Source organism: Frateuria defendens (genome assembly GCF_001182895.1).
GTDB lineage: Bacteria > Pseudomonadota > Gammaproteobacteria > Xanthomonadales > Rhodanobacteraceae > Frateuria_B > Frateuria_B defendens.
The window spans coordinates 1-19,116 of sequence record NZ_LFQR01000049.1 but is presented as its reverse complement, the minus strand read 5'-3'; the positions used below and the strand labels follow the sequence as shown (position 1 = coordinate 19,116).

The following is a 19,116-nucleotide window of genomic DNA, read 5'->3' as shown; positions in this document are numbered from 1 at the left end:
AATGCGCCGAGTAACGTGCAAGCTGCAGTAGCTGCCAGGGCGAAATGACCAGAGAGGTTCGCCATGCGACCACAAAGCAAGCTAACCCTTGCGTTTCTGACGGCCTGTGTGGTCGCCGCTGCCTATGCCTATGCGGCACATTGGGCCCCGGCGACAGACAATTCGCCATCCAAGCTCTCGGACACAGGTAGCGCCGCTCCAATTTCCGTGAACCAGAGCAACCCGCCGGACTCTGCCGCCATCACGCGACACCAGGCCGATGTCGCTGCTCCGCATTACGACCTTCGGAATGCGGAAGCCGCTGACGCTTTCACGGAGGCGCGAACCTGTATCAGGAACGCCGACAAGCTACGCACACTCGCTCTCCGCAAGGAGCAATGTGCGCACGCTCCCCAGGATGCCTCGGCGGCGGCTGAATGTAGCGGCATCTCGAAGGAATTATCGGCTGCGGAGCAAGCCTCTTTACAGAGCAGTTGCAGCAATGATCCAGTCAGATTGCAACAATCCTTGACCGAAGCGACTGCGGCCGCCGCACGCGCCGGAAATGCTGATGCACAATTGTGCTTCATAGACGGGGGCTACTACCCGACCGACGAAGCATCCATCCGCACGTATGGTCCCGAAGCCGCCGAGTACCTCAAGAACGGGCTCGCGCGTGGTGACTGGCGTATTGTACAAACGCTTGCCACGCCACCCGACAGCTATATGCACCGCGGCCAGGCGTTAGGCGGCCAGGTGTACATCGGCCTCCCCTTTACCGCTTACCGGGCTACGCGCCTCTTGCTGTTAGGCGCTACGGGGCCGTATGCGCTGGTGCTTCAACAGAAGTCGAAAAGCTACGCCACTGCGCTGACTCCAGCTCAGGTTGCCAATGCGAACGAGTGGGCCAAGGAAGAATTCCGCCGTCACTTCAGCCATAGCGACCTGCTCAGAGCGCCCCCTCCGACCTGCCTGACTGAATGAATGATGGGATCAAGTGACGCCGCCCCCTCGGCAACCCGCCTGCACGTGATCCATCGACTCTACAGCGCCTCATTCGACTTGAACTGCTTTGGCGCCGAACCGATCGGGACCTACATGCTGGCTACGATACCGCGCTCGGGAAGTACGTTCTGCGCCATCCGTCTTTGGCAGAGCGGCCTGCTGGGTGCCCCCATGGAATACCTGAACTTCAGGGTGATGGGCCAAGTGTTCCGAAGACTCGGCTACCAGCCCGATGAGCGAGGCCACATCCCGGAAGGCCGCATGGCAGATTACTGGAGGGACATTCGCCGCCTTCGCACTTCGCTCAACGGCATGTTTGGCTTCAAGATGTTTCCGGGGAACTACATTGAGATCGCCAAGGCGTACCCGAGCTTTCTGGCGAACATTACGCCTAACTATGTCGTATATCTGACCAGAAGAGACGACCTGGGCCAAGCGATGTCTTACTCCCGTGCGCGGCGCAGCAACGTGTGGTTTGCGGGCGTTGAGAAAACGCTCGATGTCCCCTATGACTTTGACCACATCAAGGGCTGCTTGAAGAGTGTTCGGCAGCAAAAACAGTCCTGGGAGGACATCTTCGCAGCAACCGGAACGACGCCCATCCGGATTTATTATGAGGATCTCCTCAGCCACGGGGAAACGGTGGTCGCGTGCGTGCTTACGGCGATGGGCATAACGCCCGATGCGTCGACCGCTCTGGAAGTACCCATGATTATCAGGCAGACAGATGGGATCAATGCGGATTGGCAGGCGCGATTCTTGGACGATCTGTCCAGGCACACCGAGGCCGCGTGAACCGGCTGTGCTCGTCGGCCGAGTGGCAGGTCGGCCTGATGCAACTGCCATGCCGGAACACAGTGCCACATCTCCTGGCGCTCCAGGTGCCACTCCTTCGCGCTTACGGCGGTGAGGCCCTGCTCGCCGCCGAGAAGGTGCGCGCGTGGCTGTCGTCCGAACCGGTCGCGAGGTGCGATCCGTGGCCCTTGCGCCAAGCCGACCTTGAACATGAGTTGTCGCCCCTCCTCCACGCCGCAGCGACGGAAATACCCGCCACGGGCCGGACATTCGTTGAATGGGCCACTATCCAGTCGTCAGGCCTGCCCTCCGCCACCGATGTGGCGGAGGAAGGACCGGAAGCCTTTCGTACCGTGCTGCTGAAGCTACATGCCGCGCTGGGGACCCGTAGCGATGGGTTTCGCCATGCCCCCGCTCGAAGTCTGCCCGATGGAAGGGGGGGCTTGCGTTCGCTATCCCAGCCACGACTTGATCGAACAACAGGTGACGCGGATCGGTACCTTCTGGGTACGCCACTATCAACGGGCACGCGCCGCCGCAGGCGTCGTCGCGATGACTGCCTTGATGAACCTGCACCCGTTCGCGGACGGTAATGGGCGCGTCGGGCGGATGCTTTTCCACTGGACGCTGAGGAGTCCCGCTCTGGCAGCGGCGTATCTGCCACTGCACGAACTCGGCCAATTATCCCGAGGAGGTTATTTGATCCGGCTTAGGCAAGCCCAATACCACGGAACCTGGGAGCCGCTCTTTACCTATCTGACCTGCTGCGCACGCAGTCTCTTTGGGTAGCCTCCAGGCCGACTGGTGCACAACCCCCAGGCAAAGTGCAAACAGCTACGGCACTGCAGCCACGTGCCCGCATGGCCCAAGGAGCCACCGGCGCGCGTAGCGCCAGCAGCGGGAATCGCTGTGTGCCGTGCTGGGCGGCCAGCACGCTAAAGCGTCAGGCTGCGTTCCGCATATCCCTGCGGCACCGCCATCCCCCGCGCATGGCGGCACTGCCTGCGCCACTGCGCCGGCGAGATGCCGTAGCGCGCGCGGAAGGCGCGCTGGAACTGCCGCTCCGAAGCAAAGCCGAATTCGTACAGCCGCCATGTATGCTGCACACCGGCTCGCGCACGAGATGGCTGCGCACCTGTTCCAGCCGCCTACGGCGGATGTAGCTGCCCACTCCGCCCGCATCGCCGAACAGGCGGCACAGGGTCGAGTGCGAGATAGCGATGTCACGGATTAGTGAGACGATGCCGAGCGACTCCTCGCCCAGGTTCGCCTCGATGTGCGCGCAGATGTGGTGCAGCGTGCGCTCGTGCGGCTCTGCCCCGGCGCGGTTCGCACCGGCTGCGGGCGGCAGCCCCGCGCCGGTCCCATCATTCGGCAACTCCCCGCACAGCCCCGCCCCGTGTGCACCGCCGCACGACGCCGCGGCGGCCTGGCCGTACACTCGGCCCCGATGCTCAAGATCGACACCCACGCGCACGTGCTGCCCCGCGACTGGCCGAATCTCGCGGCCCGGTACGGCGACGAGCGCTTCCCGGTGATGACGCACAGCGACGGGCGCCACCGCATCTACAAGGACGGCAAGTTCTTCCGCGAGGTGTGGGAGTCGGCCTTCGACCCGCAGCACCGCATCGACGACTACGCGCGCTTCGGCGTGTCGGTGCAGGTGATCTCCACCGTGCCGGTGATGTTCTGCTACTGGGCGCCGGGCCACCAGGCGCTGGAGCTGCACCGCCATCTCAACGATTTCGCCGCGGCGATCTGCGCCGCGCACCCGCGCCACTACGCCGGCCTCGCCACCGTGCCGCTGCAGTCGCCGGAGCTGGCGGTACGGGAACTCGAGCGCTGCATCGACGAGCTGGGCCTGGCTGGCGTGCAGATCGGTTCGCACTGCGGCGCGTGGAACCTGGACGCGCCCGAGCTGTTCCCGTTCTTCGAGGCCGCCGCCGACCTCGACGCCGCGGTGATGGTGCACCCGTGGGACATGATGGGCAGCGACAGCATGCCCAAGTACTGGCTGCCCTGGCTGGTCGGCATGCCGGCCGAGCAGTCGCGCGCCGCCTGCTGCCTCACCCTGGGCGGCGTGCTCGAACGCCTGCCGAACCTGCGCGTGATGCTGGCCCACGGCGGCGGCAGCTTCCCGTGGAGCATCGGGCGCATCGAGCACGGCTTTCGCATGCGCCCGGACCTGGTCGCCACCGACAACCCGCGCAACCCGCGCGACTACCTCCAGCGCCTGTACTTCGACTCCTGCGTGCACGACCCGCGTGCGCTGCGCTACCTCTTGGATGTGACCGGCGTCGAGCGCGTGATGCTCGGTACGGATTATCCTTTCCCGCTGGGGGAACAGCGGCCCGGCAGCGGCATCGACGCGCTGGAACTGGACGAGGGCGAGCGGGCCCGGCTGTTCCACGGCACCGCGCTGGAGTGGCTGGGCTTGCCGCTCAAGCGCTTCGTCATCGACGCACCACACCGGGAACAGGCATGAGTTTCTTGCGCAACACCGTACTGATCGGCGCCCTGCTGCTGGCCGGCCACGCCGGCGCCGCCGACGTGAGCATGGCCGGCGGCAGCGTCAGCTTCCACACGCCGGACAACTGGGTCGGCATCATGGAGACCCAGGGCGACCCGGAGGTGCACGTGTACCAGGTGCCCGACCCCTCGCCCACCGCCGGCAGCACGCTGGCCCGCGTCACCGTCACCGTGAAGCAGGCCGCCGACCTCGCCGACTTCCAGCAGTACATGAGCGGCGCGATGGCCAAGGCGCGCACCCTCGACGGCTACCAGCCGGCCACCGGCCGCACGCAGCCGAACGGCCAGGCCTATACCGCGAAGGAAGCCGGCGCGCCCTTCAGCTACAGCGAGCGCTACTGGTTCGTGCACAGCCACGCCGTGCAGCTGCGCTGCGTGCGCCCGGCGCAGAGCCAGGCCGGGGCGGCGTGGATCGCCGCCTTCGACAAGGGCTGCGACGCGGTGGCGGCGAGCCTCCAGCAGTAGGCGTTCCTCGCGGCGCTTCCGCCCTCGCGGGCGCTCGGCCGCGACCTCACCCTCCAAGCTCGAACCCTTCTCCCACCGGGAGAAGGTGCCGGCAGGCGGATGAGGGTGCGGCCGGAGCGCAAGACACCATCGCTCCGCTCCGGCCGCCCCCTCACCCCAACCCTTCTCCCGAGAGAAGAGGGACGCACCTCGCGGGCCTTGCAGCGCGGCGCGAACTCACCGCCCCAGCAGCTTCTCCATCACCTTGCCCACCGCCGCGAACGCGAACGCGCCGGTGACGTGCGTGGCCGCGCCCAGCCCGCCGCCGCTGCAGGAGAGGTTGAGCGGATCGCTGCCCGGCGGGCGCGTGCCGCACACGCTGCCGTCCGGCTGCGGGTACTGCACGTTCTGCAGCGAATAGACCGCGCTGACGCCGAAGTAGCGGTCCGGGTTGCGCGGGAAGCCGAAGTCCTGGCGGAGCTTCTTGCGGATCAGGCTGAACATCGCGTCATGCTCGGTGCGCGAGAGGTCGCGCACGCGGATCTGGGTGGGGTCGGTGCGCCCGCCCGCCGAGCCCACCGAGACGATCGGCAGCTTGCGCCGGCGGCACCAGGCGATGGTTTCCAGCTTCACGCGGAAGGCATCGCAGGCGTCGAGCACCACGTCGTAACGGCGGTCGAGCAGCTCGTCCAGCGTGGACGGGGTGAGGAAGCGCTCCACCGCCTCCAGCCGGATCGCCGGGTTGATCGCATGCGCGCGCGCCGCGATCACGCCCACCTTGGGCTTGCCGTATTCGCCGTCCAGCGCGTGCAGCTGGCGGTTGGTGTTGGAGAGGCACACCTCGTCGCCGTCGATCAGGGTGAGCCGCCCCACGCCGCTGCGCGCCAGCGCCTCCGCCGCCCACGAGCCGACGCCGCCCACGCCGATCACGCAGACGTGGCCGTGCGCGAGCTTCTCCACCGCGCCGCTGCCGTACAGGCGGTCGACGCCGGCGAAGCGCTCGGCCGGAAACTTCACCTCACTCATGCTTGCTGCTCCGAAAAACACTGTGGGAAGCGGCGCCCGCGCGATGCCGCACGAGCCGCCGTTCCGGGGGTGCAAAACGCCATTTTATGTCCTGCGCGGGCGCACCGTGCCCGCTATGCTCACCGGAGCATCCTGCGCCACGAGTCGAGGAACCCCATGCGTGCAGCCCTACTGATCGTGCTTGGACTGGCGATCGGCATCATCGGTACCGTCTTCGCCATGAACGCGCTGCGCGAGCGCGACCCGCTGCCGAAGGCGGTGATGAACGTGATGGAGCACCACATCGGCGAACTCAAGCAGGCCGTGAAGCGGGGCCAGTGCGAGGCGGCGGCGAGCCACACCAGGCTGCAGCAGATGTACATGGCCTCGCTCGACGTGGAGCCCGCCTTCGCCGGCACCGAGCCCGATTTCCTCGCGCTGGCGGGCAAGCTGCGCGAGACCCTGCACGGCGCCGCGCAGGCCGTTCCGGCCGACTGCCCCGCGCTCGAGGCCACCATCAAGCCGGTGCTGCAGGCCTGCCACGATTGCCACCAGAAATACGACTAGGCGCGCGAACCGGCTTGCGGCGCTACAGCTTCACCTTGCCGCGCAGCACCTGCCAGAACATCACCCAGTCGCCCATCAGGCTGTAGAGCGGGTGGCTGAAGGTGGCCGGGCGATTCTTCTCGTAGACGAAATGGCCGATCCAGGCACAGCCGTAGCCGGCCAGCGGCGCCAGCCACAACGCCCGCCACTGCCCGGTGGCGAGCGCGAACGCCACCACCAGCAGCACCAGCGTGCTGCCCACCACATGCCAGCGCCGGCATACCGGATGCCGGTGCTCGCCCAGGTAGTAGGGGTAGAACTCGCGGAAGCTGGCGAAGCGCGACATGGTGGGCCTCCACACGGCACGGCGGCCACGCCAGCCTGACGCCGGCGGCCGCCCCGCGCAAGCTCATCCCGGCAGCGGGATGAACTCGCCCTCCTCGCCGGGCACGCTGCCGAAGCGCTGCGCCGCCCAGTCGGCCTTGGCCTGCTCGATGCGCTCGCGGCTGCTGGCCACGAAGTTCCACCACAGGTGCCGCTCGCCGTCCAGCGGCGCGCCGCCGAACAGCACCACCCGGCTCGCCGCGGTGGCGTGCAGCGACGCTGTCTCGCCGCCCGCCTGCACCGCCATCCGGCCCTTGGGCACCTCCAGATCACCCCAGCGCACCGCGCCCTCGACCACGAACAGGCCGCGTTCGGCATGCTCCGGCGGCCAGTCCAGCACGGCCCCGGCCTGCAACTGGGCCTCGACCAGGAACATCGGCGCGAACACCTTCACCGGCGAGCGCTTGCCGTAGGCCGTGCCGATCGCCAGCACCAGGCCGGCGCCGGGCCGCTCGATGCGCGGCAGCTCGTCCGTGCCGTGGTGATGGAATTCCGGCGCCGTCTCCGCATCCGCCTGCGGCAGCGCCACCCAGGTCTGGATGCCGTGCAGGCGCTGGCCGCTCTCGCGCAGCGCCGGCGGCGTGCGCTCGGAGTGCACGATACCGCGGCCGGCGGTCATCCAGTTGATCTCGCCCGGGCGGATGTCGGCCAGGCTGCCCAGGCTGTCGCGGTGGCGGATGCTGCCCTCGAACAGCCAGGTCACCGTGGCGAGGCCGATGTGCGGGTGCGGCCGCACGTCCATGCCGGTGCCGGCGGCGAAATCCGCCGGCCCCATGTGGTCGAAGAACACGAACGGCCCCACGTGCCGTACCTGCTGCACCGGCAGCAGGCGGCGCACGCGAAAGCCGTCGCCCAGGTCTTGCTCGCGCCCTTCGATCAGCTGCGGTACGGCATCCATCGGCATCCCCCGTTCACCAAGCCCGCTGATATTGCACCGGCGGCGGCACCGCCGCACCCAGTTCCTGTGCGGCGCGGCGCGGGAAGTAGGGGTCGCGCAGGCTCTCGCGGGCGATCAGCACCACATCGGCCTTGCCCTCGGCGACGACCGCCGCGGCCTGCGCGGGCGTGGTGATCAGGCCCACCGCACCGGTGGCGATCTGCGCTTCCTCGCGGATGCGCGCGGCGAACGGCACCTGGTAGCCGGGGCCGAGCGCGATCTTCGCGTGCGCCACCAGGCCACCGCTGGAGGTGTCGATGAGGTCGACGCCCAGCGGCTTCAGCTCGCGCGCCAGCCGCACGCTCTGCTCCACGTCCCAGCCGCCCTCGCTCCAGTCGGTGGCGGACAGGCGCACCCACAGCGGCAGCTCCTGCGGCCACACCTCGCGCACGGCCGCCACGATCTCGCGCAGCAGTCGGGTGCGGTTCTCGAAGCTGCCGCCGTAGTCGTCGCCCCGGCGGTTGCTGAGCGGCGAGAGGAACTGGTGCAGCAGGTAACCGTGGGCCGCGTGCAGCTCGATCAGCTGGAAGCCGGCCGCCAGCGCCCGCTGCGCCGCAGCGCGGAAATCGGACACCACCTTGCGCAGGCCGATCGCGTCCAGCGCCTCCGGCACGTGCCAGCCCTCGTCGAAGGGAATCGCCGAGGGCGCCACCGTGGTCCAGTCGCCCTGCCCGGCCGGCAGGGCGCCGCCGCCCTCCCACGGCCGGTGCGCGCTGGCCTTGCGGCCGGCGTGCGAGAGCTGCACGCCGGGCACCGCGCCGTGCTCGCGGATGAACTGGGTGATCGGCCGCCAGGCCTGCAGCTGGGCGTCGTTCCACAGGCCCACGTCCTGCGGCGAGATGCGCCCCTCGGGCGATACCGCGGTCGCCTCGGCGATCACCGCCGCCGCGCCGCCCACCGCGCGGCTGCCCAGGTGCACCAGGTGCCAGTGGTTGGGCACGCCGTCCTGCGCGCTGTACTGGCACATCGGCGACACCACGATGCGGTTGCGCAGCGTCAGCGTGCGCTGCGGGAACGGGGAAAACAGATCCATGGGAAAACCTCGGGAATGCGGACGATGGGCCATGACATGCCGTCCGCACGCCACCGCTTCAAGAGCCGGTGGCCGGAAACGCGAACGGCTGCGCGGCCAGCCAGCCGGCGATGCGCGCGGCCACGGGGCCGGGCGCCTTCATCCAGCTGAAATGATCGGCCGGGCCCTGCAGCTCGTCCGGGGCCAGCACCGCCACCGTGCGCGGCGCCTGCGGCAGCCGGGCCAGCAGCCAGTCCAGCGAGGCCGCTGGGCCCAGCCAGTCGTCGCGCAGGCGCAGCGCCAGCAGCGGCCGCGCGTAGCGGGCCATGCCGGTCTCGAGCTCGCCGAGGCCGGCCGCCGCGTAGCGCCCGCTGCGGCCGCTGCGGGACCAGTCGCCGATCACCCCGCGCGCCTCGTTGCCGCCGAAGCCGATCCAGCGCCCCGGCAGGTGGCCGCGCAACGCCGCCAGCCACGGCGCCAGGCCGTAGGCGATGCGGATCGGCCAGGCATGCCGGAAGCTGCGCCAGTACGGCGCCCCGGAGGCGACCAGCACCAGGCCGGCCGTCTGCTCCGCATGCCGCCCCGCGTAGAGGCACGCGAGCTGGCCGCCCAGGCTGTGCCCGCCCAGCCACAGCGGCAGCGACGGCAGCGCATCGAGCGCCACGGCCAGGCCGGCCGGCAGGTCGTCCTCCAGCAGTTCGCGGTAGGCCCAATCCTGCCGCCGCCCGGCGCGCCGGTTGCTGGAGCCCAGGCCGCGCCACTCGTGCAGCGCCACCGCGACGCCGCGCGCGGCCAGCGCCGCGGCCAGTGGCAGGTAGTGCCTGGCCGACACGCCCATCGCCGGCAGCCAGTACAGCAGGCACGAGGCCGGGCCGGCGGCCGGCCGCAGCAAGGTGACCTCCGCCCGCGCGCCGTCGCGGGCGGTGGCCGGCAACCGCTGGATTTTCACGTCGCCGGCAACCGGCTCCATCGTGGCTTGCATGCCCGACCACCCCAGATCCGCGCAGCATCGTGCGCATTAACGACGAACGAGACTTCAATAAAAAAGGCCGGCTTGCGCCGGCCTTTTCGTATATCGACTCCGCCTTCAGGCCGGAGACACTTCATCGGCCTGCAGGCCTTTCTGGCCCTGCACGACCTTGAAGCTCACCTTCTGCCCTTCCTTGAGGCTGCGGAAACCCGACCCGACGATGGCCCTGAAATGCACGAAGACATCGGGACCATTGTCGCGACTGATGAACCCGAACCCCTTGGCGTCATTGAACCATTTGACTGTGCCAATTTCACGATCCGACATGACTCACTCCGAAACTACCCGTCACCGACACAAGCCGGCCTCCCCCTGGCCGACGACTCAACTGGGCAGCCAGGAGCAGGTGGAGCGGGACGCCGAAGATCCCTGGCGTCGGGCACACGAGAACCGAGCAACCGCAGTGCTTGCAAGCATAACGGATTTCCGCCGAAGCAAGCACTTTTCGGAAAACTGTGGCTGTCCATTCGTATTACACGTCACAAAAAACAAAAAGGCCGGACCTCGCGGCCCGGCCTTTTTGTGCATTGCAAAATGCTGGCGATTAAGCCGGCAGCACTTCGTCGGCCTGCAGACCCTTCTGGCCTTGCACGACCTTGAAGCTCACCTTCTGGCCTTCCTGCAGGCTCTTGAAGCCGGTGCCGGAAATCGCGCGGAAATGCACGAAGACGTCCGGGCCGTTGTCGCGGCTGATGAAGCCGAAGCCCTTGGCGTCGTTGAACCACTTGACAGTACCGATCTGACGATCAGACATAGAAACACTCCGTAAGGTTTGTGAAGAGACTCGGCCACGTCCACATGGACGAGCCGGCTTACTGGTATGCAAGGAAACCCTAGGGGTGAGGCGATGAGGCAGATCGAGATCGGCAGCATCGGGCCACGGAACTTTGGTGACCCCGGCAGACGCAGTATCGGCATCATAACCGTGCTTTGCGTACAAAGCGACCCTCCCCGTTCAGCTTAATAAATAGTTTTTCGGCCTAAACCTCGAATTGATGCATTGTCGCAATCGCGCCTTTAATTGCGACTTCACGAAATCGTGCCCCGCCGCCGGTGGACGATGCTGGCCTTCCGCCCGATACTGGCCCCAACTTCCGGCCGACGCCCGCATGACCACCCGCCCGTCCCTCGCCCTTGCCGCCCTGACCGGAGCCTTGCTGCTCGCCGGCTGCGGGGGCAAGGCGGCCCGCGGCGACCGCGCGGCGGCGACCGCCCAGCACCGCGCCGCGGCCACGCATGCGGCGCCCGCATCGGCCGTCCCGCCGCAGCACCCGGCGCTCGCGCCGCTGCCGGATCGCACCGGCATCGCCCTGTGCGACGCCTATCTGGCCAGCTACAAGGGCTGCCACCGCGCCGCCGGCATCTATCCGACCGACCAGCTGGAAGCCCGCTACCAGGCCATGCGCACCAGCCTGCTGCGCGACGCCCAGAACCCCGACATCCGCCCGCAGCTCGCCTCCCGCTGCAATGCGCTGGCCACGCAGCTGCGCCGGGCGCTGCACGGCAAGCCGTGCGAGACGGGGCCGGCCGCCGCCGGCAGCAGCGGTTCCCGCTGAGCCCCGTTCGCCGCTGCCCAGCCGCTCTCCCGCCGGATCGCGAACAGGCGTCGAGTCAGCCGTCGCGCCAGGCCGCGCGCAACCCCGCCGCCACGCCGGAGGGCGCGCGCACCAGCCGTACGGTGGGCGTGCCGTGCCAGCGGGCGGTGCGCGCGATGGCGGACGCCACCTCTTCCAGCAGGCGCGGTGCGGGCTCGACATCGGGCTCCAGCCACAGCGTCTTGATCTCGAACACACCCGTCGTGCGATGGGCCTTGGCGTCCAGCCGGCCGACCAGCCGGCCGCGATGCAGGATCGGCAGCACGTAATAGCCGTAGCGCCGTTTCGGCGCGGGCGTATAGCACTCGATGGTGTACTCGAAACCGAACAGAGCCTGCACCCTGGCGCGGTCCCACACCAGCGGATCGAACGGCGACAGCAGCGCGGTGTGGGTGGCGCGCAGCCGCCCCTGGGCCGCCTGCGCCAGCAGGTCGGCGTGGTCGCGGTGCACGTAGCCCGGCACGTTCCAGCCCGCCACCGATGCCGCGAGCAGTTCGCCGCTGGCCAGCAGCGGCGCGAGTTCGGCCTCGCTCACCGCGGGCTTCAGCCGGTAGTAGTCGGCGATCCAGCGCGCCTGCGCGATGCCCAGCGCGCGCACGCTGTCCAGGATGAAGCGCCGGCGCAGCGCGGCCGCATCGGCGGCCACCGGCGCGAACGGCGGATCGAGCTTCGCCAGCACGCGCTCGGCCACATCGTAGACGCGCTGGAAGCGCTCGCGCCGCGTCACCATCAACGCGCCCAGCGCGAACCAGGCCTCCAGCCAGCGCTTCTCGGGCTTCCACGTCCACCAGCCGCTGGCGGGGCGTTCGCCGTTGGGGAAATCCGCCGCACGCATCGGCCCGTCGGTGCGGATGCGCGCCAGCAGCGCCTCCATCGCGTCGCGGTGCTCGCCGTGCATGCGCGCCGCGTGGCGATGCGCCCAATGGTGGGCACGCCCGCTCCAGGCGCGATGCAGCGGCAGGTCGGCGGCCGGCACGAAGCAGGCCTCGTGCGCCCAGCATTCGGCCAGCCGCCCGGCGGCCAGCGCCTCGTCCAGCCATGCCGGCTCGTAGTCGCCCAGCCGCGCGTGCAGCACCAGGTAGGGGCTGCGCGCCACCACGTGGATGCTGTCGATCTGCAGGAGGCGCATGCGCTCGACGGCGGCCACCACGTCGGCAGGACGCGCGCGCCGCCGCGGCGTCTGCAGCAGGCCCTGGGCGGCCAGTTGCAGGCGCTGGGCCTGCGCCAGGCTGAGGGAAAAACGGGAATCCGTCATCGCGGATGAAGGCTGCTGCAACGGGATCGCGTTTTCACGTGGCCTCGACGCCTGGGTTGAGTCGCTGTTTACGAATGCTTTGCTAGCGTGCGGCTTGGCGCCTACGACGCAATCCCGCATCGCTCGCGCACTCTCGCATCTTCGCATGGAGTATCGACGATGAAACCTCGCAACCCATTGCTGCTGTCCCTGCTCGCCGCCGGCACCGCGCTGCTGGCCGCGCCGCTGCTGGCGCAGAACCAGCCGCCGATGCCGCCGCAGCCCGCGCCCGCATCGACCGCGCCCGCGCCCGGCGGCGCCGCCACCAGCATGGCGCCGCCGCAGGCGATGCCGCCGCCGGCGAACCCGCCGCAAGGCCAGCCGCCGCCCGCGCAGGGCCAGGCGTCGCAGGGCCAGCCGGAGATCCACTCCTCGATGCCGCCGGCCGCGCCCGAGAGCACGCCGCCGGACTTCTCGCAACTCTCCAACGGCGGCAAGTCGATCAGCGAGGAGCAGGCCGCCACCTACCCGCCGCTGGCGAACGATTTCATCCACGCCGACCGCAACCGCGACGGCAAGATCAGCAAGAGCGAATACACACGCTGGACCCAGCAGAAATAAATCCAGGCCCGCATGGACCGCCGGCCGCGGCGACGCGGCCGGCGGTTTCGTATCCGCCATGCAGGAACGCTCCACTACACTTTTCCCGCCAGGCACATGAGTGCGGGACACTTTGGGAGATCCGATGAAGCGACTGACCGCCGCTATGACACTCGTGCTGTGCGCAAGCCTGGCGCCCCATGCCGCGCGGGCGCAGAACCCCGACCCGATGGACATCCGGGCCTGCACCGGCATCGAGAGCGACGCGCAGCGCCTGGCCTGCTACGACCGCGCCACCGGCCGCGATCACCTGCCCGCGGCGCAGAAGAAAGACGAAACCGCCGCGCAAGGGCCGGACCTCTTCCATACCGACGCCAGCGTGCAGGCGGCAACCAGTGCCAAGACCGTGAACCGCCCGCTGTCGCTGCTCGACAGCCGCTGGGAGCTGTCGCCGGAGAGCAAGCTCGGCACGCTCAACGTGCGCGGCTACAAGCCCGTCTACTTCATGCCGGTGTTCGCCACCAGCAACCAGAACACGCGCCCGTCCAGCCCCAACCCGCTCAACACGGTGACCACGCCGCAGCAGCTGGACAACGTGGAGGCGAAGTTCCAGCTCAGCCTCAAGACCAAGGTGTGGCAGGGCGTGTTCGGCGACGTCGGCGACCTGTGGGTGGGCTACACCCAGTCCTCGCGCTGGCAGGTCTACAACAACAAGACCTCGCGACCGTTCCGCGAAACCAACTACGAGCCCGAGGCGCTGCTGGTGTTCGCCACCCACTACGACGTGCTGGGCTGGGACGGGCGCATGTTCGCCGTCGGCCTCGACCACCAGTCCAACGGCCGCTCCAACCCGCTCTCGCGCAGCTGGAACCGGGTGGTGGCGAACGTGGGCTTCGAGCGCGACGGCTGGACGGTGATGCTGCGTCCGTGGTGGCGCATCCCCGAGCACGGCAAGAACGACAACAACCCCGACATCAGCAACTACATGGGCCGCGGCGAGGTGCAGATCGTGCACGAGGTGGGCAGCCAGGAATTCGGCATGATGCTGCGCCACTCCTTCCGCGGCGGCAGCGACAGCCACGGCGCCGCCCGCTTCACCTGGAGCTTCCCGATGGCCGGCAACCTGCGCGGCTACATGGAAGTGTTCAAGGGCTACGGCGAGAGCCTGATCGACTACAACCACAACGCCACCTACCTCGGCCTGGGCGTGTCGCTGCTCGACTGGTACTGAGCGCCAGCGCCGCATCGGCGGCGTCCCACGCACTAAAGGCCGCGCGGCCGCACGAAAAAAGCCCGGCGCAATCGCCGGGCTTTTTCGTGCGTGACTCGATGCGATGCCGCAGTCCGCGGCGCGGCGCTCAGTGGTCGTGGCCGCCCGGGCCGTGCACGTGGCCGTGCGACAGCTCCTCGTCGCTGGCCTCGCGCACGTCGGTCACTTCGATGGCGAAGTGCAGCGCCTGGCCGGCGAGCGGATGGTTGCCGTCCACGTGCACGGTGTCGTCCTCGACCTTGGTCACGACCACGTTGAAGGCGCCCTGCGGGCCGCGGCCCTGGAACTGCATGCCCGGCTGGACGTCGTCCACGCCCTGGAAGGCGGCGCGCGGCACCTGCTGCACCAGTTCGGCGTGGTGCACGCCGTAGCCTTCTTCCGGCGTCACGTCCACCTTGAACTGGTCGCCCGGCTGGCGGCCTTCCATCGCCTTCTCCAGGCCCGGCACGATCTGGCCGCTGCCGTGCAGATAGGTGAGCGGCTCGCGGCCGGAGGAGCTGTCGACCACCTGGCCCTGGTCGTCGGTCAGGGTGTAGTGGAACGAGGCAACGGTACGGGGTGAAATCTGCATGGTGGTTCTCGCGTTGCGGTGGGGAAAACCGGCATCTCGCACCGGCAAGAACGACCTAGCCTAACAGATCGCGCCCGCTGCTCGCCCGGCATGCGAAAATGCACGCCCCCCGCCCGGTCCGCTGTTCCATGTCCGCCTCGCTGATGCACGACTGGCGCCACCGCCCCACGCACCGGCAGGTATGGGCGCTGGCCACGCCGATGATCCTCTCCAACCTCACCGTGCCGCTGGTGGCGCTGGTGGACAGCGCGGTGGCCGGCCACCTGCCCCAGGCCAGCGATCTCGGCGCGGTGGCGGTAGGCAGCGCGGTCTATGCGCTGCCTGTCTGGAGCTTCGGCTTCCTGCGCATGGGCACCACCGGCTTCGCCGCGCAGGCCGCCGGCGCGCGCGACGGCTCGGCGCTGCGCACGGTGCTGGCGCAGGCGCTGGGGCTCGCACTGGCGCTCGGCATAGCCGCCGGCGCGCTGATGCTGCCGCTGCTGCCCTGGCTGCTCGCGCTGATGCACTCTTCGGCGGCGCTCGGCGACAGCGGCCTCGGCTACCTGCACCTGCGCCTGCTCGGCCTGCCGGCGGCGCTGCTGAACTATGCGCTGGTTGGCTGGTTCGTCGGCGCGCAGCACGCGCGCACCACGCTGGCGCTGCTCCTGGTCACCAACCTGGTCAACATCGCGCTCAATCTGCTGCTCGTGCTCGGGCTGCGCTGGGGCGTGCAAGGCATTGCGCTGGCCTCGGCCGCCGGCGAGTGGTGCGGGGCGCTGTACGGGCTGGCGCGGGCACGGCGGCTCGCGCGCGGCGTGGACGGGCGCATCGACTGGCAGGCGCTGCGCGGCTGGTCGCACTGGCGGCCGCTGCTGGCGGTGAACCGCGACATCTTCCTGCGCACGCTGGCGCTGGAGGGCGTGTTCTTCGCGCTGTCCGTGCTCGGCGCGCGCCTCGGCGACGCGGTGGTGGCGGCCAATGCGCTGCTGCTCAACGGTCTGATGCTCACCGCCTTCGGCCTCGACGGCCTCGCCAACGCGGTGGAGGCGCTGTGCGGCCATGCCATCGGTGCCGGGGACCGCCACGCCCTGCGCCGCGCGCTGGTGGTGGCCGGCGGCTGGTCGCTCTTGGGCAGCGTGGGCTATGCGCTGCTGTTCGGGCTCGGCGGCCGCCTGTTCGTGGACGCGCAGACCAACCTGCCCGCGGTGCGCGCCGTGGCCTACGCGGCCCTGCCCTGGCTGGCCGCGCTGCCGCTGGTAGCGGTGTGGAGCTACCTGCTCGACGGCCTGTTCATCGGCGCCACCCGCGCCCGCGAGATGCGCGACGGCATGCTCCTCTCGGTGGCGCTGTTCGCGCTGCTGGCCTGGGCCGGCCGCGACTGGGGCAACCAGGGGTTGTGGCTGGCCTTCCTCGCCTTCATGGCGGTGCGCGGCGCGAGCCTGGGCGCGATCGCGCTGCGGCTGCGCCGGCGGCAGGCATGGCTGCGGCCGGCGGCCTCCTGAGGGAACCCTCGGCCGGCCCGAGGCATGACACGCGGACACCCGCGCCGGCTCAGGCCGGCAGCAGCGGGGCCAGTTCGCGGCCGATCTTCTCCGGCGTGTCGGTGGGCGCGTAGCGCTTCACCACGCGGCCGTCGTGGTCGACCAGGAACTTGGTGAAGTTCCACTTGATCGACTCGCTGCCCAGGATGCCCTTGCCTTCGCTCTTGAGCCATTTGTACAGCGGGTGCGCGTGCTCGCCGTTCACCTCGATCTTGGCGAACAGCGGGAAGGTGACGTCGTAGCTGGTCGAGCAGAAGTTCTTGATCTCGGCCTCGTCGCCCGGCTCCTGGTGGCCGAACTGGTCGCAGGGGAAGCCGAGCACGGCGAAGCCGCGGCCGCCGTATTCGCGCCATAGCGTCTCCAGCCCTTCGTACTGCGGAGTGAAGCCGCACTTGGAGGCCACGTTGACGAGCAGCAGGGTCTGGCCGCGCCACTCGGACAGCGAGCGCTCGTTGCCGTCGATGTCGGCGGCGCTGAAATCGTAGACGGTGGTCATGGGAACGATCCTCGCGGGTGTGGTGGATCAGTTTAGAACCAGCGCGGTACAGCGGCGTCTACAGCTCATCGTTTCCGCCGCGCCAGTGTGGCCTGGGGATGCCCTCCAGGCTCGATCGCGGATACCGTGGGGGAGCGGCTGGCGGCCCTTGAGCAGGCTGGGAGCAGCCCGCCGGGTGTTCGGCCACCGGCCTTGGCCTTATGCTTCGTTTTTTGCGACGCAGTCCACGCATCGCCTTGACGAGCGCGACGCCGCGCCAGCCGCCGAGAGCATTCCGTGATCCGATTCCAGGCCGTCCACAAGTCCTATCGCGTCGCCGGGCGGGAGGTTCCCGCGCTGCAGCCCTTCGACCTCACGATCGCCGACGGCGAGGTATTCGGCATCATCGGCCACTCCGGCGCGGGCAAGTCCACCCTGCTGCGGCTGATCAACCTGCTGGAGCGCCCGAGCGGCGGACGCATCCTGATCGACGAGGTGGACATGACCGCGCTCGACGACACCGCGCTGCGCGCGCAGCGGCGGCGCATCGGCATGATCTTCCAGCACTTCAACCTGCTCGGCTCGCAGACGGTGGCCGACAACGTGGCCTTCCCGCTGCGCCTGGCCGGCGAGCGCGACGCCGCGGCGATCCGCACCCGGGTGGCGGAGCTGCTGGCGCGGGTGGGCCTGGAAGCCCATGCGGACAAATACCCCTCGCAGCTCTCCGGCGGCCAGAAGCAGCGCGTGGGCATCGCCCGCGCACTGGCCAACCGTCCCTCCATCCTGCTCTGCGACGAGGCCACCAGCGCGCTCGATCCGCAGACCACCGCCTCCGTGCTCGAACTCCTGGCCGAGATCAACCGCGAGCTCAAGCTCACCATCGTGCTGATCACCCACGAGATGGACGTGGTACGCCGCGTGTGCGACCGCGTGGCGGTGCTGGACGCCGGCGTGATCGTGGAGCACGGGCCGGTGGCCGACGTATTCCTGCATCCGCAGCACCCGACCACGCACCGCTTCGTGGACGAGGCGCTGCCGGAGGAGGCCGCGGCCGAGCAGGCGCGCTACGCGCAGATACCCGGCCGCATCCTGCGGCTGTCGTTCCGCGGCGAGACCACCTGGTCGCCGGCGCTGAGCCGCGCGATGCGCGAGACGGGCGTGGACTTCAACATCCTGGCCGGGCGTATCGACCGCATCAAGAGCATGCCCTACGGCCAGCTCACCCTGGCGCTGGAAGGCGCCGACACCGACGCCGCCCTGGCCGCGCTGCGCGCCGCCGGCATCGAAATCGAGGAGCTGAAGGCATGAGCGCGCCGCTGCTGCAATCGCTGTTTCCCAACATCGACGACTGGGTCGAGATCGGCCAGGCCTGCATCGACACCCTGCTGATGCTGGGCGGCTCGCTCGCGCTCACCGTGCTGGTGGGCCTGCCGCTGGGCGTGTTGCTGTTCCTCACCGGCCGCGGCCAGCTGTGCGCCATGCCCAAGCCGTACGGCGTGCTCTCGCTGCTGGTGAACGTGCTGCGCTCGATCCCCTTCATCATTCTGATGATCGTGCTGATGCCGCTCACCTACGTGCTGGTGGGCACCAAGCTCGGCATCCGCGGCGCCATCCCGCCGCTGGTGATCGGCGCCGCGCCGTTCTTCGCGCGGCTGGTGGAGACCGCGCTGCGCGAGGTGGAGCACGGCGTGGTCGAGGCCAGCCAGGCGATGGGCGCCAGCACCTGGCAGATCGTGCGCCACGTGCTGCTGCCGGAGGCGCGCGGCGGCCTGCTCGCCGCCGTCACCGTCACCGCCATCGCGCTGGTCGGCTACACCGCGATGGGCGGCGCGATCGGCGCCGGCGGCCTGGGCGACCTCGCCTACCGCTACGGCTACTTGAGCTACAAGTCCGACTACATGCTGGTCACGGTGGCGCTGCTGATCGTGCTGGTGCAGCTGCTGCAGATGCTCGGCGACCGCGTGGTGGCGCGCTACGGGCGGCGCTGAATGCCGCTCCTCTTGCCCAGCTTCCTGCGGGGTGATTTGGCTCCGGCGTAGGCCGGGGGCGCTTCACCACAGCGAAGTGGGTCACCCAAGCTTTGCGTGGCTGGATTGAATCGGGGCGCTTATCGCGGGCTGGCCGGCCTTTGGCCGGGGGTTTCGCTCCCCTGCCGGGGAGCGAGTTACTTTTCTTTGCTTGCCCA

Annotated in this window: 23 protein-coding genes; 12 read left to right on the top strand and 11 right to left on the bottom strand. The window is 69.3% G+C overall.

Going from position 1 to position 19,116, the window contains the following annotated elements; all coding sequences use genetic code 11:
• Positions 1-63: 63 nt before the first annotated feature.
• From ACH65_RS19765 to ACH65_RS18905, 3 genes are all read left to right on the top strand, one after another.
• On the top strand, positions 64-963 hold the full coding sequence (locus ACH65_RS19765) for a hypothetical protein (RefSeq protein WP_153242529.1): 900 nt from the start codon (positions 64-66) through the stop codon (positions 961-963).
• On the top strand, positions 964-1,779 hold the full coding sequence (locus tag ACH65_RS08330) for a Stf0 family sulfotransferase (RefSeq protein WP_082190211.1): 816 nt from the start codon (positions 964-966) through the stop codon (positions 1,777-1,779).
• Between the two features lie 405 nt (positions 1,780-2,184).
• Entirely contained in the window at positions 2,185-2,568 is a 384-nt protein-coding gene (locus ACH65_RS18905; protein ID WP_202594169.1) for a Fic family protein, read from the top strand.
• A 146-nt stretch (positions 2,569-2,714) separates the two neighbouring features.
• Here the strand turns inward: ACH65_RS18905 and ACH65_RS21160 are convergent, their stop codons facing one another.
• Positions 2,715-2,885, bottom strand: coding sequence for an AraC family transcriptional regulator (locus tag ACH65_RS21160; protein WP_082190209.1), 171 nt, complete (start codon positions 2,883-2,885; stop codon positions 2,715-2,717).
• Between the two features lie 344 nt (positions 2,886-3,229).
• On the opposite strand from ACH65_RS21160, the gene ACH65_RS08320 reads away from it, so the two are divergent.
• Positions 3,230-4,264 carry an amidohydrolase family protein gene (locus ACH65_RS08320; protein ID WP_049622124.1) on the top strand — a complete coding sequence of 345 codons (1,035 nt, stop codon included), beginning with the start codon at positions 3,230-3,232 and terminating at the stop codon, positions 4,262-4,264.
• A complete protein-coding gene (locus ACH65_RS08315; protein ID WP_049622123.1) occupies positions 4,261-4,773 on the top strand; it encodes a hypothetical protein in 513 nt (170 codons plus the stop codon). The genes ACH65_RS08320 and ACH65_RS08315 overlap by 4 nt, the downstream gene beginning before the upstream one ends.
• A gap of 216 nt (positions 4,774-4,989) precedes the next feature.
• Here ACH65_RS08315 and ACH65_RS08310 read toward each other — a convergent pair whose 3' ends face one another.
• Positions 4,990-5,778, bottom strand: a complete 789-nt coding sequence (locus ACH65_RS08310; RefSeq protein ID WP_049622122.1) for a tRNA threonylcarbamoyladenosine dehydratase — start codon at positions 5,776-5,778, stop codon at positions 4,990-4,992.
• A 156-nt stretch (positions 5,779-5,934) separates the two neighbouring features.
• On the opposite strand from ACH65_RS08310, the gene ACH65_RS08305 reads away from it, so the two are divergent.
• Complete coding sequence (locus ACH65_RS08305; RefSeq protein WP_049622121.1) at positions 5,935-6,324, top strand: cytochrome c; 390 nt, start codon at positions 5,935-5,937, stop codon at positions 6,322-6,324.
• Between the two features lie 22 nt (positions 6,325-6,346).
• Here the strand turns inward: ACH65_RS08305 and ACH65_RS08300 are convergent, their stop codons facing one another.
• The 6 genes from ACH65_RS08300 to ACH65_RS08275 form a co-directional block, all read right to left on the bottom strand.
• The gene (locus tag ACH65_RS08300) at positions 6,347-6,649 is read right to left on the bottom strand and encodes an Mpo1-like protein (protein ID WP_049622120.1); all 303 of its coding nucleotides are present in this window, start codon (positions 6,647-6,649) and stop codon (positions 6,347-6,349) included.
• Positions 6,650-6,712: 63 nt separating this feature from the next.
• Positions 6,713-7,585: a pirin family protein gene (locus ACH65_RS08295; protein ID WP_049622158.1), complete on the bottom strand. Its 873-nt coding sequence runs from the start codon at positions 7,583-7,585 to the stop codon at positions 6,713-6,715.
• Between the two features lie 13 nt (positions 7,586-7,598).
• Positions 7,599-8,657 carry an NADH:flavin oxidoreductase/NADH oxidase gene (locus ACH65_RS08290; RefSeq protein WP_049622119.1) on the bottom strand — a complete coding sequence of 353 codons (1,059 nt, stop codon included), beginning with the start codon at positions 8,655-8,657 and terminating at the stop codon, positions 7,599-7,601.
• 58 nt (positions 8,658-8,715) lie between these two features.
• Positions 8,716-9,618 carry an alpha/beta hydrolase family protein gene (locus ACH65_RS08285; protein WP_053096217.1) on the bottom strand — a complete coding sequence of 301 codons (903 nt, stop codon included), beginning with the start codon at positions 9,616-9,618 and terminating at the stop codon, positions 8,716-8,718.
• Positions 9,619-9,723: 105 nt separating this feature from the next.
• On the bottom strand, positions 9,724-9,933 hold the full coding sequence (locus ACH65_RS08280; RefSeq protein ID WP_049622118.1) for a cold-shock protein: 210 nt from the start codon (positions 9,931-9,933) through the stop codon (positions 9,724-9,726).
• 277 nt (positions 9,934-10,210) lie between these two features.
• On the bottom strand, positions 10,211-10,420 hold the full coding sequence (locus ACH65_RS08275) for a cold-shock protein (protein ID WP_049622117.1): 210 nt from the start codon (positions 10,418-10,420) through the stop codon (positions 10,211-10,213).
• 355 nt (positions 10,421-10,775) lie between these two features.
• Here ACH65_RS08275 and ACH65_RS08270 point away from each other — a divergent pair, with 355 nt between their 5' ends.
• Positions 10,776-11,222: a hypothetical protein gene (locus ACH65_RS08270; RefSeq protein ID WP_049622116.1), complete on the top strand. Its 447-nt coding sequence runs from the start codon at positions 10,776-10,778 to the stop codon at positions 11,220-11,222.
• A 55-nt stretch (positions 11,223-11,277) separates the two neighbouring features.
• Here the strand turns inward: ACH65_RS08270 and ACH65_RS08265 are convergent, their stop codons facing one another.
• Positions 11,278-12,516 carry a winged helix-turn-helix domain-containing protein gene (locus ACH65_RS08265; RefSeq protein WP_049622115.1) on the bottom strand — a complete coding sequence of 413 codons (1,239 nt, stop codon included), beginning with the start codon at positions 12,514-12,516 and terminating at the stop codon, positions 11,278-11,280.
• 159 nt (positions 12,517-12,675) lie between these two features.
• Here ACH65_RS08265 and ACH65_RS08260 point away from each other — a divergent pair, with 159 nt between their 5' ends.
• Together ACH65_RS08260 and ACH65_RS08255 are read left to right on the top strand one after the other, a co-directional pair.
• Complete coding sequence (locus tag ACH65_RS08260; protein WP_049622114.1) at positions 12,676-13,116, top strand: hypothetical protein; 441 nt, start codon at positions 12,676-12,678, stop codon at positions 13,114-13,116.
• Positions 13,117-13,240: 124 nt separating this feature from the next.
• Positions 13,241-14,326, top strand: a complete 1,086-nt coding sequence (locus ACH65_RS08255) for a phospholipase A (protein WP_049622113.1) — start codon at positions 13,241-13,243, stop codon at positions 14,324-14,326.
• Between the two features lie 127 nt (positions 14,327-14,453).
• Here the strand turns inward: ACH65_RS08255 and ACH65_RS08250 are convergent, their stop codons facing one another.
• Positions 14,454-14,936 carry an FKBP-type peptidyl-prolyl cis-trans isomerase gene (locus tag ACH65_RS08250; RefSeq protein ID WP_049622112.1) on the bottom strand — a complete coding sequence of 161 codons (483 nt, stop codon included), beginning with the start codon at positions 14,934-14,936 and terminating at the stop codon, positions 14,454-14,456.
• 128 nt (positions 14,937-15,064) lie between these two features.
• Here ACH65_RS08250 and ACH65_RS08245 point away from each other — a divergent pair, with 128 nt between their 5' ends.
• Positions 15,065-16,417, top strand: coding sequence for an MATE family efflux transporter (locus ACH65_RS08245; RefSeq protein ID WP_049622111.1), 1,353 nt, complete (start codon positions 15,065-15,067; stop codon positions 16,415-16,417).
• 49 nt (positions 16,418-16,466) lie between these two features.
• On the opposite strand, the gene ACH65_RS08240 is transcribed toward ACH65_RS08245, so the two are convergent.
• Positions 16,467-16,952, bottom strand: a complete 486-nt coding sequence (locus tag ACH65_RS08240) for a glutathione peroxidase (RefSeq protein WP_049622110.1) — start codon at positions 16,950-16,952, stop codon at positions 16,467-16,469.
• 276 nt (positions 16,953-17,228) lie between these two features.
• Between ACH65_RS08240 and ACH65_RS08235 the strand changes: the two genes are divergently transcribed.
• Both ACH65_RS08235 and ACH65_RS08230 read left to right on the top strand, forming a co-directional pair.
• The gene (locus ACH65_RS08235; protein ID WP_049622109.1) at positions 17,229-18,239 is read left to right on the top strand and encodes a methionine ABC transporter ATP-binding protein; all 1,011 of its coding nucleotides are present in this window, start codon (positions 17,229-17,231) and stop codon (positions 18,237-18,239) included.
• Entirely contained in the window at positions 18,236-18,919 is a 684-nt protein-coding gene (locus ACH65_RS08230) for a methionine ABC transporter permease (RefSeq protein ID WP_049622108.1), read from the top strand. Before ACH65_RS08235 ends, ACH65_RS08230 begins: the two co-directional genes overlap by 4 nt.
• Positions 18,920-19,116: the final 197 nt, after the last annotated feature.